This is a genomic window from Breznakia pachnodae, from assembly GCF_030814225.1.
Taxonomy (GTDB): domain Bacteria; phylum Bacillota_I; class Bacilli_A; order Erysipelotrichales; family Erysipelotrichaceae; genus Breznakia; species Breznakia pachnodae.
Window position 1 is genome coordinate 458,882 of sequence record NZ_JAUSUR010000003.1, and the last position, 16,586, is coordinate 475,467.

Sequence of the window (16,586 nt, forward strand, 5' to 3'; positions counted from 1 at the left end):
GGATACTATCGATATAACTTGCTTTGGATATGCAGCAGCTGCCAACAGTTCCCATAAATAAATTTATTTCCTGAACTCACTTTTACGTAACTGTGTACTCGCGAGTGATCGAATAAATTGTATTCACTTCATTATAAAGAGGCTGAAAAATATCCGAACATTATATTTGATGATATACTGATTTGACTCATGAGTATATCAATAGTGTCGAATTGATCTGCAGTTACAGGGTGTTGTGAAAAATGCATAAGTTAATCAATGTTATCAATTAAGTGACACTCGTCACATAAAAATAACATTTTTCTTTTGGAAACGCTTGCATTCGCTTTTTTACTGTGATATTATTTGTACGTAAGTTGGATAGTGATTGTTTTACAAGCTAAACCTGTTTACTAATAAAATGTGTTTTTCATGTTTTTTAGTGGATAGGTTTTTATTATTTAGAAAGAGGATCATGTAATGAAAATAGAAAAAATCTTGAATAATAATGTGGTTGTAATTCACGATGAAAAAGGATTAGATAAAATTGTAATGGGGTGTGGTTTAGCTTTTAAGAAAAAAGTTGGAGATAGCGTAGATCCAGCTATGATAGATAAAGAGTTTTTTATGGCAAACCCTGATATGAACAATCGATTTCAGGAATTGATTGTAGACATTCCTTTGGAGTATGTTGAACTGGGTGAAGAAATCGTGACCTTTGCTAAAACCCATTTAGGTAGAAAACTAAATGATTCGATATATATTTCAATCGTTGATCATATGTATACTGCAATTATTCGATTTCAGGATGGTATTGCAGTCAAAAATGCGTTATTATGGGATACAAAGAGATTTTATCCTGATGAGTATGAAGTTGGAAAACGTGCATTGGATATGATCGAGGATAAGTTTGGTGTTCGATTACCTGCAGATGAAGCAGGGTTTATAGCTCTTCATGTGGTAAATGCACAGATGGAAGAAGATATTGAAGATGTTTATGAAATAACGCAGGTTATGCAGGAAGTCTCAAATATCGTCAAGTATTATTTCAATGTGGAGTTTGATGAGGATTCGGTATATTTCTATCGTTTTATTACTCATTTGAAATTTTTTGCCCAACGATTAATTCATAAGAATACATATACAGGTGGTCAAGAAGATGATCTTCTGGAAGTGATTAAAGTGAAATACAAGAATGCATATGAATGTGTCCTTAAAATCACTAAGTTTATTGCTGAGAAGTATGATTATGTATTATCGAATGAAGAACAGTTATACCTTACGATCCATATAGAAAGGGTAATCTATAAGAGTGATAAGTAATGAGTAAAAAAGTAGTGTTTTTAGATGTAGATGGAACGTTGTGTCTGGATGATGCAACAACGGTTCCACAAAGTGCAATGGATGCTTGTGTAGAAGCAAGAAAAAATGGGCATAAATTATATTTATGTACAGGAAGATCAAAGCCAGAGATTTTCTCTCATATATTAGAAATTGGTTTTGATGGGATTATTGGTGCCGGTGGAGGATTTTGTGAACACGAAGGAAAAATGGTGTTTCATAAACAGGTAACTGAAAATCAATTACAACATGCAGTTAGTTTCTTCCATAACCATAATATTTCTTATTATTTAGAAAGTAATGGTGGGTTATATGGAGCGTTGGACTGCGTGCCAATCCTAAAGCGCTTAATGTATGGTGATTTAAGTGAAGAAGAAATGGATAAAGCTTACAAAGCGAAACCACATCCATTTATATCAACACTGAAAGATGGAAATGCAGTCAAATATCCTGAGGAAGTTAACAAGATTTGTTTCTTGGGAAATGACAAGATTCCATTTGAAGAAATCAAAGATGAATTTAAAGATGAGTTTGAAGTCATTCACTGTACAGTACCAATATTTGGTGATAACAGCGGGGAACTTGCAGTTGCTGGAGTAAATAAGGCAAATGCAATTGAAGCTTTATTAAACTATCTGAATATCGGACGTGAACATACGCTCGCTATTGGAGATGGTTTAAATGATTTGGAGATGTTTACATATTGCAATACAGGTATTGCAATGGGCAATGCAGAACAGCAATTGAAAGATGTTGCGGATGATATTACTGCAAGGCATGATGAAGATGGTATTTATAAAGCGTTTCAAAAATATGGTTTGATTTAGTGAGAGGAGGATTACAATAATTTCAAACGCTTTACAAAAATAAATTGGATGGTGACATTAAGTTGGCCAAACCTTCAGATTTCATATAAAACTATTTAGTACAGAAAGATGGAGGTAATTAAAATGGGAAAATATGAACAATTGGCGAAGGATATCGTCGCAGAAGTTGGTGGAAAAGAAAACATCAACAGTTTAACACACTGTATTACAAGACTTCGTTTTAAATTAAAAGACGAAAGTATTGCGAACACAGAAAAATTAAAAAACATGGAAGGTGTAGTTACTGTAATGCAATCAGGTGGACAATACCAAGTAGTTATTGGAAACCACGTATCACATGTATACGATGATGTATTAGCATATACAGGATTATCTACTGAATCATCAAATGATGGTGGAGGAGGAAGTTTCTTCGACCGTGTAATTGATGTTCTTAGTGGAACATTCCAACCATTCCTAGGTGTATTATGTGCCTGTGGGATGATGCAAGGGGTAAATGCTCTATGTACATTCTTAGGGATTTATGACAATACAACAGGTATTTATATCTTCTTAAACGCAGTTGGGAACTCAGTATTTACGTATTTACCACTTTTCGTAGGATATAATGCTGCGAAAAAATTTGGTTTAAAACCAATGATCGGTTTAGCTATTGGGGCATCATTATGTATGCCAGCGATTCAAGCGGATACATTATCAGCAGCAGCTGAAGGTGTAGCACCATTTAGCTTATTTGGATTAGATTCTTATGTGAAACTTCTAGGTATCCCTTGGGTAGCACAAAACTATACAAGTGGAGCGATGCCAGCATTATTTATTGTAATGTTTGCAGCACAAGTACAAAAATTGGCAGTGAAGATTGTTCCTGAAATTATTCAAACATTCTTTGTACCTTTCTTTGTATTAATCATTTCAATGTTCGTAGGATTCTTAGTAATTGGACCAGTAATGGGATTATTGATGGAATACTTAATGCAAGGATTTGAATGGTTAATGGATTTCTCACCACTAATTTATGGTGGGGTTCTTGGATTAGTATGGCAAGTACTTGTAATCTTTGGATTACACTGGAGTGTCGTACCTCTTCACATTATTTCAATTTCAACTTTAGGATACAGTTCAATTCTTATTGGTACATTCGGAGCAAGTTTCGCACAAACTGGTGCAATTACTGCAATGTGGTTAAAAGCGAAAAACCCTGTATACAAGCAAGTTGGTCCTGGTGCAATTATTTCAGGAGTATTTGGAGTTACAGAACCAGCAATTTACGGTATGTCATTACCAGCTAAAAAACCTTTCGCATTCTCAATGGTAGGAGCGATGATTGGTGGAGCTATCATGGCCGGAGGAAGTGCAATTGCATATACTTCTGGTGGACTTGGAATCTTCGGTGTAGTTAACTATATTACTCCTGATGGAGATGCAGCTGGAATGTGGGTAGCAATCATTGCTGTTGCAGTTTCAACATTAATCGGATTCTTATTGACATTCTTCTTCTGGAAAGATGAATACCAAGAATCAACAGTAGTAATCGATGAAGAGCCATTAGTTAAAAAAAAACAATCAGTAGCTAGTCCTATCAAAGGAACAGTAATGCCATTATCTTCAGTAAACGATGATGCATTTGCACAAGGAGCTTTAGGTAAAGGTATTGCAATTGAACCTAGTGAAGGAAAAGTAGTTGCACCATTTGATGGAACAGTTACAACATTATTCCCTACAAAACATGCAATAGGATTTGTATCAGATGATGGTATGGAATTATTAATTCATATTGGAATGGATACAGTGCAATTAGAAGGAAAACACTTCGAAGCACATGTTGCACAAGGTGATAAAGTTAAACAAGGACAAACAATTGTTACATTCGATATGGATGCAATTAAAGAAGCTGGCTTTAGTTTGATAACTCCAGTTGTAGTAGTTAACACAAAAGATTATTTAGACTTAGTGGAAACACAAGAAACTGAAATCAAACGTGGAGACGAAATTATAATTGGATTAGTATAAGAGACGAATCGAAAGCATTAGAGGTTTCTAATGTTTTCGTTTTTTTTCAAAGGAAAGAGAGGTTAACATGGGTTTTAAAAAAGATTTTTTATGGGGAGGAGCAACAGCTGCGAACCAATACGAAGGTGGTTATTTATCTGGTGGTAAAGGACTTTCAACATTAGATGCAATTGCAGGTGGAAGTCACGAGAAGCCAAGAATGATTACGTACAAGACAAAAGAGGGAAAGTTAGAAACAGGTTGGAGCAGAGGTTCATTACCAGAAGGAGCTACAGGATACATCGATCCTGAGTTGTTCTATCCTAGTCATGAAGCTACTGATTTTTATCATCATTATAAAGAAGATATCGCATTATTTGCGAAGATGGGATTTAAGTGTTTTCGTTTATCAATTTCGTGGGCAAGAATTTGTCCAAAGGGAACAGATGAACTAAATGAAGAAGGATTGCAGTTCTATGATAATGTGTTTGATGAACTGTTGAAATATGGAATTGAACCAGTGGTTACAATGAATCACTTTGACACACCAATGTATTTAGCGGATAATTATGATGGTTGGTCTGATCGAAAACTAATTGATTATTTCTTATTTTTTGCGGAAACAATTTTTACTCGTTACAAAGATAAAGTAAAGTATTGGATGACATTCAATGAAATTAACTTCTTGAGAAACTGGACTACAATCGGTGTTCATACAGCAGATGATCAACACAAGTATCAGGCTGCTCACCACTTGTTTGTAGCAAGTGCTAAGACGGTACAATTGGGTCACAAAATCAATCCTGATTTCCAAATTGGAATGATGGTTGCTTATATTCCAAGTTATCCAATGTCATGTCGTCCTGAAGATGTAATGGAATCTGTTTCATTTAACCGTGAACAGGAATTCTATATGGATGTTCAGGTAAAAGGATACTATCCAGCACAAAAACTAAAAGCTTTTGAGAGAACAGGAGTTGTAATCAAAAAAGAAGAAGGTGATGATGAAATCATCGCTGCTGGAACCGTTGACTATATTGGATTCAGTTATTATATGTCAACAGTATCAAGTGCAAATCCAGAGAATGTAAAACTGATTGGTGGAAACCAACAGCCAGCTGTTAAGAATCCATACTTGGAAGAATCAGCTTGGGGTTGGGCAGTGGATCCTTTAGGATTACGTATTTCTTTATGTAAGTTATACGATCGCTACAATGTTCCATTATTTGTAGTAGAAAATGGATTTGGTGCAGAAGATAAGATTGAAGCAGATGGTTCAATTATTGATGATTACCGTATTGATTACTTCAAGAAACATGTGGCAGCGATGAAAGATGCTGTTGATTTGGATGGAGTAGATTTAATGGGATATACACCTTGGGGATGTATTGACTTAGTTTCTGCAGGAACTGGAGAAATGAAGAAACGTTATGGTTTCATTTATGTTGAAAGATATGATGATGGAACTGGTGATTTCTCTAGAAGAGAGAAGAAATCATTCAATTGGTATAAACAGGTTATTGAATCAAATGGTGAAAATTTAGACTAACGACGTAAAGTACAGATAAGGAAGGAGTTAATTATGAGTAGATTTCCAGAAGGTTTTTTATGGGGAGGAGCAACAGCTGCGAACCAATGTGAAGGTGGTTATAATGAAGGAGGAAGAGGTCTAGCAAATGTAGATGTGATTCCTCATGGAAAAGATAGATTTGCAGTAATGCTTGGAGATAAAAAAATGTTTGATTTTGATAATGAACATTATTATCCAGCACAAACAGGTATTGATATGTATCATCACTACAAAGAAGATATTGCTTTGTTTGGTGAAATGGGTTTTAAAACATATCGTTTATCAATTGCTTGGACTCGTATTTTTCCAAATGGTGATGAAGCAGAGCCAAATGAAGAAGGATTAAAGTTCTATGAAGATTTATTTAAAGAGTGTCATAAACATGGGATCGAACCATTAGTTACAATTACACACTTTGACTGCCCAATGTATTTGATTGAAAAATACGGTGGATGGAAGAACAGAAAACTAATTAGTTTGTACGAAAACTTATGTAATGTAATTTTCAGAAGATACAAAGGATTAGTAAAATACTGGTTAACGTTTAACGAAATCAATATGATTCTTCACTTACCATTTATGGGTGCAGGATTATACTTTGAAGAAGGTGAAAATAAAGAACAAGCAATGTATACAGCAGCTCACCATGAGTTGGTTGCAAGTGCATTAGCTACTAAGATTGCACATGAAGTAGATCCAAACAATATGGTTGGATGTATGCTGGCTGCTGGAGAAACGTATCCATACTCTTGTAATCCTAAAGATGTATGGAAAGCAGCAGAAGCAAATAGAGATAACTATTTCTTCATTGATGTACAATCAAGAGGAGCATATCCTGCGTATGCATTACTTGACTTAGAAAGAAAAGGAATCAAGATTCCTTTTGAAGATGGAGATAAAGAAGTACTGAAAAAATATACAGTAGACTTTATTTCATTCTCATACTATTCATCAAGATGTGCAAGTGCAGATCCAAAAATGGAAACTGCAGGAAATGTATTTGCATCAGTTAAAAATCCTCACTTACAAGCAAGTGAATGGGGATGGCAAATTGATCCATTAGGACTTAGAATTACCTTAAACAATCTATATGATCGTTACCAAAAACCATTATTTATCGTAGAAAATGGTTTAGGTGCTAAGGATACTCCTGATGCAGATGGATATGTAGAAGATGATTACAGAATTGATTACCTAAGAGAACACGTGAAGGCAATGGGTGATGCTGTTGAACTAGATGGTGTTGAATTATTAGGATATACAATGTGGGGATGTATTGACTTAGTCAGTGCAAGTACTGGTGAAATGAGTAAGCGTTATGGATTCATTTATGTCGACAGAGATGATGAAGGAAATGGAACATTAAAACGTAGCAAAAAGAAAAGTTTTGACTGGTATAAAAAAGTTATAGCAACAAATGGGGAAGAACTAGATTAATTTCTAGTTTTTCCTTTTTTAATGGAAAAAAGACTTGACTGTATAGTTCCTATACAGTTTATGATAGTAGTATAGCGAAATAAAAGGAGATGCAACATGAAAAAATTAAAAATTGCAACGATTGGTGGAGGAAGTAGTTACACTCCAGAATTAATTGAAGGATTTATTAAACGTAAAGATGTACTGCCAATTAAAGAAATTTGGTTAGTCGATATTGAAGAAGGAAAAGAAAAATTAGAAATCGTAGGTGCGATGGCACAACGTATGGTGAAAGCTGCAGGTTTGGACTGGGAAGTTCATTTAACACTTGATCGCAGAGAAGCATTAAAAGATGCCGACTTTGTATCTACTCAATTCAGAGTTGGTTTATTAGATGCACGTATCAAAGATGAAAGAATTCCATTAAGCCATGGTATTCTTGGTCAAGAAACAAATGGTGCAGGAGGGATGTTTAAAGCATTCCGTACAATTCCAGTTATCTTAGGAATCGTAGAAGATATGAAAGAATTATGTCCGGATGCATGGTTAGTAAACTTTACCAATCCATCAGGAATGGTTACAGAAGCAGTTATGCGTTATGGAAACTGGAACAAAGTAGTTGGTTTATGTAATGTGCCTATTGTATGTCGTAAGATTGCAGCTGGTGGATTAAACACTACTGAAGACCAATTAACATTTAAGTTTGCAGGATTGAACCACTTCCACTGGCACCGTGTATGGGACCGTGAAGGAAATGAACAAACACAATACTTATTAGACAATATTTACGCTACTGAAGATGGTATGAGTGTGGCAATGGGTAATGTAATGTCAGGTTTAGGAAAAGGAGAAAAAGATGAAGCAATGAGTGATTCGGGAGTTAAGAACATTCCAATGATTTCATTCCTAAAAGATCAAGTAAAAGATTTACATATCATTCCATGTATGTACCACAGATATTACTACATTACAGATGATATGCTTCAAGAAGAAATTGAGTCATACAAAGAAGGTAAAACAAGAGCAGAAGAAGTAAAACGTACAGAAGCTCGTTTGTTTGAACTATACAAAGATCCTAACTTGGACTACAAACCAGAAGAATTAGGACAACGTGGTGGTACTTACTACTCAGATGCAGCATGTGAACTTATTTCAGCAATTCACAATGACTCAAGAGTAGAAATGGTAGTATCAACAAAAAACAATGGTGCAGTTCCTGATTTACCAAGTGACTGTGTAGTAGAAGTAAATGCAGTTATCCGTTCAAGTGGTCCTCAACCAATTTCTTGGGGAAGATTTGAACCATCAACAAGAGGATTGTTGGAACTAATGAAAGATATGGAGCTTACTACAATTGAAGCTGCATATACTGGTAACTATGGAAAAGCATTACAAGCATTTACAATTAACCCACTTGTACCAAGTGGAAAAATCGCAAAAACATTATTAGATGAAATGTTAGTAGCACATAAAAAACACTTACCTCAATTCAAAGATAAAATCGCTGAATTAGAAGCTGAAGGAGTTACTTACAATGGGTAATTTTCCGAAAGGATTTTTATGGGGAGGAGCAACTGCTGCAAACCAATGTGAAGGTGGATATTTAGAAGGTGGAAAAGGCCTTTCTGATCCTGATATTTGTACAGGTGGAAATCATACAACAAGTAAACGTATTACACCAGTTCTGGAAGAAGGAACATTCTATCCATCGCATGAAGCAATTGATCACTATCATCGTTATAAAGAAGATATTGGATTGTTTGCAGAGATGGGATTCAAAACATATCGTTTTTCAATTAACTGGACTAGAATCTTTCCAACTGGTGAAGAAAGTGAACCAAATGAAGAAGGTTTAAAGTTCTATGAAAATTTAATTGATGAATGTTTGAAATACAATATTGAACCACTTGTTACGATTTCTCATTATGAATTGCCATATGAGTTAACTAGAAAATACAATGGTTGGACATCACGTCTATTGATTGATTTATATGTAAAATACTGTGAGGTACTGTTCAATCGTTTCAAAGGAAAAGTAAAATACTGGCTAACATTTAATGAAATTAACTGTGGAACAATGCCACTAGGTAATTTTCTTTCATTAGGAATTTTGAATGATGGTACGAAAGACTTTATGAATCAGGTAGATGTACCACAACTTCGTTTCCAAGGATTACACCACCAATTTGTAGCAAGTGCAAAAGTAGTAAAAATGGGACATGAAATTGACCCTAACTACCAAATTGGATGTATGATTGCATACTCCACAAGTTATCCATTAACTTGTAATCCTGATGATGTTTTATTAACACAAGAAAGAAATCGTGTTATGAATCACTTCTGTGGTGATGTTCAGGTGCGTGGAGAATATCCAAGTTATATGAATCGTTATTTTGAAGAGAATAATATCACGATTAAGAAGGAAGCTGGAGATGATGAGATCTTAAAAGATGGATGTGTGGATTATTATACATTTAGTTACTATATGTCTACATGTCAGACTGCAGATCCAGAAAAATTAACTGCTGGTAATCTTACAGGCGGAGCTGCTAACCCGTACTTAAAAGCAAGTGACTGGGGATGGCAAATTGATCCAAAAGGATTACGTTATACATTAAATGAAATTTATGATCGTTACCGTATTCCGTTGATGGTTGTAGAAAATGGATTGGGTGCTTATGACAAGATTGAAGATGATGGAAGTATCAATGATGACTACCGTATTGATTATCTTCGTGAACACATTGAACAAATGGGTGAAGCACTAAAAGATGGAGTAGACCTTATTGGTTATACGCCTTGGGGTTGTATTGACTTAGTAAGTGCATCTACTGGAGAAATGGCAAAACGTTATGGATTTATCTATGTTGAAAAATACGATGATGGAAGCGGAGACTTTGCTAGAAGAAAGAAAAAATCATTTGACTGGTATAAAGAAGTTATTGCCTCAAATGGTGAAAAACTATAGAAGGAGAACGTAAATGAATACATTTCCAAAAGGATTTTTATGGGGAGGAGCGACAGCTGCGAACCAATGTGAAGGTGGTTATAGAGAAGGTGGTAAGGGGTTATCAATTTCTGATATCTGTACTGGTGGATCTAGAACTCAAGCAAAAAGAATTACTCCAGAATTAGAAGAAGGTACATTCTATCCATCTCATGAAGCGGTTGATATGTACCATCACTATAAAGAAGATATCGCAATGTTTGCGGAAATGGGATTTAATGTTTACCGTTTCTCAATTGCATGGTCACGTATTTTCCCTAATGGAGATGACTGTGAACCAAATGAAGAAGGTCTGAAATTCTATGACAGTATGATTGATGAATGTTTGAAACACAACATTGAACCATTGATCACAATCTCTCACTATGAATTACCATATAACTTAACCAAAGAATATGGTGGATGGGCAAACCGCAAACTAATTGATTTCTTTATGAACTACTGTACTGCTATTTTCAAGCGTTACAAAGGTAAAGTAAAATATTGGCTAACATTTAATGAAATCAATGGAGCGATGGGTAAACTTGGTGGTTTCCTTTCATTAGGTATTCTTAATGAAGGAACAAAAGATTTTATGAACCAAGAAGATGATCCTCAAAAAAGATTTCAGGGATTGCACCACCAATTTGTGGCGAGTGCTAAAGCGGTTCAATTAGCTCATGAATTAGATTCTAACTACCAAGTTGGAAACATGATTATTTATGCAACAACGTATCCACTGACTTGTAAGCCAGAGGATGCAATTGCTGCACAAAAACAAAATCAAAATTTTAACTACTACTGTACAGATGTACAAGTTAAGGGACAATATCCTACATTCGCACAACGCGTTTGGGATGACAACAATGTGAAAATTGATATTGCTGATGGTGATTTAGAAACTATTAAGAATGGAACAGTAGACTTTATTTCATTCTCATACTATATGTCAAGTTGTACATCAGCTGATCCTGCTAAACAAGGAGAAGGAAACTTGTTAGGTGGAACACCAAACCCTTACTTGGAAGCGAGTGAGTGGGGATGGCAAATTGACCCTCAAGGATTACGTTATGCGTTAATTGATCTATATGACAGATACCGTGTTCCATTAATGGTTGTTGAAAATGGATTAGGTGCAATTGATAAAATTGAAGAAGATGGTTCAATCAATGATGATTACCGTATTGATTACTTACGTAAACATATTGAAGCAATGAAAGAAGCAATCCAAGATGGTGTGGACTTACGTGCATTTACCCCTTGGGGATGTATTGACTTAGTAAGTGCTTCAACAGGTGAGATGGCAAAACGTTATGGATTCATATATGTTGAAAAATATGATGATGGAAGTGGAGATTTTGCTAGAAGAAAGAAAAAATCATTTGATTGGTATAAAGAAGTTATTGCTTCTAATGGAGAAAAACTATAATCATTTCTATATCAAATACAAGAAACAGGGAAACCTGTTTTTTGTTTTGGTGTTTATAAGAAAGTTATGTTAGGGTAATTTATCAATAAAAACACTTGGTCATTTCGGGCATAGCCTTTATAATAGTAACGTGGTAAGTTTTTATTGTATTTTATGTAATAGCACTAAATAGGATAAAAGTTTATGATGAGGGGGATTCTATGTTTGATCGTTTTTTTAGCGGATTACAGCGAATTGGAAGAAGTTTTATGTTGCCTATTGCTATACTACCAGTAGCAGGGTTATTTTTAGGTATTGGTGAATCATTGACGAATACGGCAATGATTGAAGCATACAATCTGCAAGGTATTTTAGGTGATGGAACCTTTTTAAATATTCTTTTTACCATCTTTCAAAAAGCTGGGAATATTGTTTTCAGTAATTTACCAATTATTTTCGCAGTAGGTGTGGCAATTGGGATGTCAAAAAAAGAGAAGGCAGTAGCGGCATTAGCCGCAGTAATTGCTTTTTTTATTATGCACCAGTCAATATCAATACTGCTTGAAATCAATGGTCAGATTGTAGATGGTCAAGTTGCTGATTTTGTAACGGATGGAACTATTTCATCCGTATGTGGAATACTATCATTGGAGTTAGGTGTGTTTGGTGGAATTATCGTTGGTTTAGGAGTTGCATTCCTACATAATCATTTTTATAAAATACAGTTGCCTGAAGTATTATCGTTCTTCAGTGGAACTCATTTCGTGCCAATTATATGTTCGATTGTTTATTTATTTGTAGGTGTTTTACTATACTTCTTATGGCCCAACATACAAAGTTGGATTTATACATTCAGTGATATTATTCAAAAGAGTGGATATCTAGGAACCTTATTGTTTGGATTAATCAAACGGATGTTATTACCATTTGGTCTGCATCATGTGTTCTATCTTCCATTTTGGCAAACTGGTCTTGGTGGAAGTATGATGATTGGTGGAGAACTGATTCAAGGTGGACAAAATATCTTCTTTGCGCAACTGGCATCACCAGATGTGGTACAATTTAGTTCAGATGCTACACGCTTCTTTTCAGGAGAATTCATCTTTATGATTTTCGGTTTACCTGGTGCTGCACTTGCAATGTATCGATGTGCTGATCCAAAGAAAAAGAAACGGGTTGGTGGATTATTGCTTTCGGCAGCAGTTACATCCATGTTGACAGGAATTACAGAACCAATTGAGTTTTCATTCTTATTCGCTGCTCCAATATTGTTTGTAGTTCATGTGGTACTGGCAGGTTCTGCTTATATGATTGCTCATATTTTAAATGTAGCTGTTGGATTAACCTTCTCTGGAGGAGTTATTGACCTATTCTTATTTGGAATTTTACAGGGAAATGCGAAAACGAATTGGTTATGGATACCAATTGTTGGGATTATTTATTTCTTCTTATACTATTTTATCTTTACATTCCTGATTAAGAAGTTTAATCTAAAAACACCAGGAAGAGAAGACGATGAAGTAAAACTGTATACAAAAAAAGATTATCTTGAACAAAAAGATGAAAAGAAGAAAACCGAGAGAGAAACAATTCTCGGAGTGGATGATTTATCCAGTGATATCGCAGAAGGTCTAGGTGGGGCAAAAAACATTTTGGATGTAGATTGTTGTACATCCAGATTAAGAGCCACACTGGCTGATGTAGAGCTTGTGGATGAGGAAAAAATTAAGCAGACAGGTTCAGCAAGAATCTTTAAGCGTGGAAAAGGAATTCAGATTACTTATGGTCCACAGGTGTTAATAATTAAGTCAAATCTAGAAGACTATCTGGAGAAGATGTCACAGATAGATTCATAAGGAAATATAAGTTATAATAGAAGTACTATGGGAGGAAAAGATATTGATAAATTCACAAAAATATTGGGTAGTTAAGTCTTTGAACCATAATGGAATTCTGGCAAAAACAGATCAGGGAAAAGAAGTGATTTTGCTTGGAAAAGGAATTGGTTTTGGCTTAAAACCTGACCAGGAAATTAGTGGGTTGGATAAAAATGTAAAGTGTTATGGTTTGGAAAATGATGATGAATCACTACATGATATTGTCAAGGATTCAGATCCTATTTTTCTTGAAATAACCAGTGAAATTATAGCGGAAGCAGAAAAAGTATTTCAAAATTTTGATACAAATATTCTAATTCCTCTAGCAGATCATATTGCTTTCTCAATTGAAAGAATTAAGGGGAATACCAACATTACCAACCCTTTAACTGATGATATAAAACTGTTATTTAAAGAAGAATATAAGGTTGCTGAAAATGCTCGCAGAATCATTGAAGAAAAAATTGGTTTTACAATCAGTGATGATGAAATAGGTTATATTTCACTGCATGTTCATTGTGGTGTAACTCAAGAAAAACCAGTACAATCAATGCAGTTTGCTCAGATTGTTCACCAGACAGTATCGATGGTAGAGGAGGCATTTGATATTACGATTGATGATGATTCTGTATCATATATTCGCTTGTTGAATCATATAAAGTTTTTATTGGTTCGACTGGAACGAGATGAAGAAGTGATGATTAGTATTAGTGACTATACAGAAAAAGAGTTTCCTGAATCCTTTGCGATATCAGAAAAAGTATGTGCTTATATTTCTTCACTCTTAAGAGTAGAATTATCCAGTGAAGAAAAGGGATATCTTGCTTTACATATCGAGAAGGTACGACATGCATTAATTGATGCGTGATAAAATTTCGTGCTTGGATGTTGACAGGAATCGCTTACAATGTTATTATGAGTCCGACAAAAGAATAATGCATAGTGTGTAATTGTAGACTATCATGTTATTACAAGCATAAACTTGCAGATGAATATGTTTTTTAGACATTTTTATTTGTGCAGTTTATGCTTTTTTGTTTTGTTGGGTGTAGAGTGATGGCAAACAATAACAATTGTTAGCTGGAAGATCGGGAGGTCGATAAAAGGGAAGCGGAAAGGAAGTAGTGTTTGGTGATTACTGTGATAAGGGATAAATCATAATTGAAGAATTACAGTAATCACATTATATGTTTATAAAAAATATTAAATACATAGAGATATATTACATTACAATAATCTGGTTGGGATGCATGCAAAACATTTCTAGAATTAATAATAGAAAATATTTATTGTGATTGATGTATTGATGTATGTATATAAATATTTCTTATAACAAGGATTGTTTAAGATTTATTATAGAAAGGATGGATGTACAAAATGGTAGGAATTATCCTAGCGTCGCATGGCGGTTTGGCTGAAGGTGTGTTGAATTCAGGTGAAATGATTTTTGGACAACAAGAAAACATTAAAGCAGTATCATTGGAACCAAGTGAAGGTCCTGAAAACATTAAAGAAAAAATGGAAACAGCGATCAAAACATTTGAAAACCAGGATGAAGTATTATTTCTTGTTGATTTATGGGGAGGAACCCCATTCAATCAGGCAAATGGTTTAATCAAAGGACATGACAACTGGGTCATTGTTACAGGTTTAAATTTGCCGATGTTAATTGAAACATTCTCTGCAATAATGTCAATGGAAAAGGCGAAAGAAATAGCAACACATATTCTAAGTGTTGCAAGAGATGGAGTGAAAGTTGCTCCAGCTGAGTTAGAGCCAAAAGAAACAAAAGTATCAAATACAAATAATCAAAAAGGGAAAGCATTACCAGAAGGAACAGTTGTTGGTGATGGACACATTAAGTATGTGTTAGCTCGTATTGATTCACGTTTATTACATGGTCAGGTAGCAACTGCATGGACAAAAGAAACACAACCAAGTCGTATTATTGTTGTTTCTGATGAAGTTGCGAAAGACACTCTTCGTAAAGAGTTAATTGAACAGGCGGCTCCTCCGGGAGTAAAAGCGAATGTAGTACCTGTAGATAAAATGATTCAGGTTGCAAAAGATCCACGTTTTGGAAATACAAAGGCAATGTTATTGTTTGAAAATCCTCAAGATGTACTTCGTGCAGTTGAAGGTGGAGTAGACTTAAGTGTTGTTAATGTTGGATCAATGGCACATTCAGTTGGTAAAGTTGCAGTTAATAAAGTTATCTCTTTAGGAAAAGAAGATATCCAAACATTTGATCAACTAGAAGCAAAAGGAATCAAGTTTGATGTACGTAAAGTACCAGCTGATTCAAAAGAGAATATGGATGAAATTATTAATAAAGCAAAAAAATCATTTGCAAATTCATAAGAATAAGGAGGTATTATAATGTCGATTATCACAATTATTTTAATAGTTATCGTAGCATTCCTAGCTGGAATGGAAGGGATTCTTGATGAATTCCAATTCCACCAACCACTAGTGGCATGTACGTTAATTGGATTAGTATCTGGACAATTAGAAGCAGGAATTATTTTAGGAGGAACGCTTCAAATGATCGCTCTTGGATGGGCAAACATTGGAGCAGCAGTAGCTCCGGATGCAGCACTGGCATCGGTTGCATCTGCCATCATTCTGGTCCTTGGTGGACAAGGAGTAGATGGTGTTAGTACTGCAATCGCAGTTGCAATTCCATTAGCAGTAGCTGGATTATTCTTAACAATGATTGCACGTACAATTGCAGTTCCTATCGTTCATAGAATGGATGCTGCAGCAGCAAATGCAGAATTTGGAAAAGTAGAATTATGGCACATATTAGCAATCTGTATGCAAGGATTACGTATTGCAATTCCTGCAGCAGCATTACTTTTCATTCCTTCAGATACAGTAGCGAATTTCTTGAATTCGATGCCTGCATGGTTAACTGATGGTATGTCAATTGGTGGAGGAATGGTTGTAGCTGTTGGTTATGCAATGGTTATTAACATGATGGCAACAAAACAAGTTTGGCCATTCTTCGCAATTGGATTCTGTTTGGCAGCTGTTACTCAATTAACATTAATTGCTCTTGGAGTTATCGCAGTTGCATTAGCATTCTTATATTTAGACTTGTCAAGCAAAGGTGGCTCTGGTGGTGGTAACAACAACATCGGTGATCCATTAGATGACATTCTAAATGATTATTAGACTTGAAGGAGGAAAA

Annotated in this window: 12 protein-coding genes; all 12 read left to right on the forward strand. The window is 35.0% G+C overall.

The window, feature by feature from the left end:
• The first annotated feature begins 459 nt into the window (after positions 1–459).
• The 12 genes from licT to J2S15_RS10670 all read left to right on the forward strand — a co-directional run bounded on the left by licT (position 460) and on the right by J2S15_RS10670 (position 16,570).
• Positions 460–1,302: a BglG family transcription antiterminator LicT gene (gene licT / locus J2S15_RS10615; RefSeq protein WP_307408093.1), complete on the forward strand. Its 843-nt coding sequence runs from the start codon at positions 460–462 to the stop codon at positions 1,300–1,302.
• Positions 1,302–2,147: a Cof-type HAD-IIB family hydrolase gene (locus tag J2S15_RS10620; protein WP_307408095.1), complete on the forward strand. Its 846-nt coding sequence runs from the start codon at positions 1,302–1,304 to the stop codon at positions 2,145–2,147. Before licT ends, J2S15_RS10620 begins: the two co-directional genes overlap by 1 nt.
• 123 nt (positions 2,148–2,270) lie before the next feature.
• Positions 2,271–4,157, forward strand: coding sequence for a beta-glucoside-specific PTS transporter subunit IIABC (locus J2S15_RS10625; protein WP_307408097.1), 1,887 nt, complete (start codon positions 2,271–2,273; stop codon positions 4,155–4,157).
• A gap of 67 nt (positions 4,158–4,224) precedes the next feature.
• Entirely contained in the window at positions 4,225–5,685 is a 1,461-nt protein-coding gene (locus tag J2S15_RS10630) for a family 1 glycosylhydrolase (RefSeq protein ID WP_307408099.1), read from the forward strand.
• A 33-nt stretch (positions 5,686–5,718) separates the two neighbouring features.
• Complete coding sequence (locus J2S15_RS10635) at positions 5,719–7,143, forward strand: 6-phospho-beta-glucosidase (protein ID WP_307408101.1); 1,425 nt, start codon at positions 5,719–5,721, stop codon at positions 7,141–7,143.
• Between the two features lie 96 nt (positions 7,144–7,239).
• A complete protein-coding gene (locus tag J2S15_RS10640) occupies positions 7,240–8,664 on the forward strand; it encodes a 6-phospho-beta-glucosidase (protein ID WP_307408102.1) in 1,425 nt (474 codons plus the stop codon).
• Positions 8,657–10,090: a glycoside hydrolase family 1 protein gene (locus J2S15_RS10645; protein ID WP_307408104.1), complete on the forward strand. Its 1,434-nt coding sequence runs from the start codon at positions 8,657–8,659 to the stop codon at positions 10,088–10,090. Before J2S15_RS10640 ends, J2S15_RS10645 begins: the two co-directional genes overlap by 8 nt.
• 13 nt (positions 10,091–10,103) lie before the next feature.
• Complete coding sequence (locus tag J2S15_RS10650; RefSeq protein WP_307408106.1) at positions 10,104–11,537, forward strand: glycoside hydrolase family 1 protein; 1,434 nt, start codon at positions 10,104–10,106, stop codon at positions 11,535–11,537.
• Positions 11,538–11,737: 200 nt separating this feature from the next.
• The gene (locus J2S15_RS10655; protein WP_307408108.1) at positions 11,738–13,372 is read left to right on the forward strand and encodes a PTS transporter subunit EIIC; all 1,635 of its coding nucleotides are present in this window, start codon (positions 11,738–11,740) and stop codon (positions 13,370–13,372) included.
• A 43-nt stretch (positions 13,373–13,415) separates the two neighbouring features.
• Entirely contained in the window at positions 13,416–14,261 is an 846-nt protein-coding gene (locus J2S15_RS10660) for a PRD domain-containing protein (protein WP_307408110.1), read from the forward strand.
• A 509-nt stretch (positions 14,262–14,770) separates the two neighbouring features.
• Complete coding sequence (locus tag J2S15_RS10665) at positions 14,771–15,754, forward strand: mannose/fructose/sorbose PTS transporter subunit IIA (protein WP_307408111.1); 984 nt, start codon at positions 14,771–14,773, stop codon at positions 15,752–15,754.
• A gap of 18 nt (positions 15,755–15,772) precedes the next feature.
• Positions 15,773–16,570, forward strand: coding sequence for a PTS mannose/fructose/sorbose transporter subunit IIC (locus J2S15_RS10670; protein ID WP_307408112.1), 798 nt, complete (start codon positions 15,773–15,775; stop codon positions 16,568–16,570).
• The last annotated feature ends 16 nt before the right edge of the window (positions 16,571–16,586 follow it).

Coding starts and splice junctions, on each gene's coding strand:
- J2S15_RS10670 (WP_307408112.1), top strand. CDS start 15,773: ATGTCGATTATCACAATTATTTTAATAGTTATCGTAGCATTCCTAGCT.
- licT (WP_307408093.1), top strand. CDS start 460: ATGAAAATAGAAAAAATCTTGAATAATAATGTGGTTGTAATTCACGAT.
- J2S15_RS10635 (WP_307408101.1), top strand. CDS start 5,719: ATGAGTAGATTTCCAGAAGGTTTTTTATGGGGAGGAGCAACAGCTGCG.
- J2S15_RS10650 (WP_307408106.1), top strand. CDS start 10,104: ATGAATACATTTCCAAAAGGATTTTTATGGGGAGGAGCGACAGCTGCG.
- J2S15_RS10665 (WP_307408111.1), top strand. CDS start 14,771: ATGGTAGGAATTATCCTAGCGTCGCATGGCGGTTTGGCTGAAGGTGTG.
- J2S15_RS10620 (WP_307408095.1), top strand. CDS start 1,302: ATGAGTAAAAAAGTAGTGTTTTTAGATGTAGATGGAACGTTGTGTCTG.
- J2S15_RS10630 (WP_307408099.1), top strand. CDS start 4,225: ATGGGTTTTAAAAAAGATTTTTTATGGGGAGGAGCAACAGCTGCGAAC.
- J2S15_RS10655 (WP_307408108.1), top strand. CDS start 11,738: ATGTTTGATCGTTTTTTTAGCGGATTACAGCGAATTGGAAGAAGTTTT.
- J2S15_RS10625 (WP_307408097.1), top strand. CDS start 2,271: ATGGGAAAATATGAACAATTGGCGAAGGATATCGTCGCAGAAGTTGGT.
- J2S15_RS10640 (WP_307408102.1), top strand. CDS start 7,240: ATGAAAAAATTAAAAATTGCAACGATTGGTGGAGGAAGTAGTTACACT.
- J2S15_RS10645 (WP_307408104.1), top strand. CDS start 8,657: ATGGGTAATTTTCCGAAAGGATTTTTATGGGGAGGAGCAACTGCTGCA.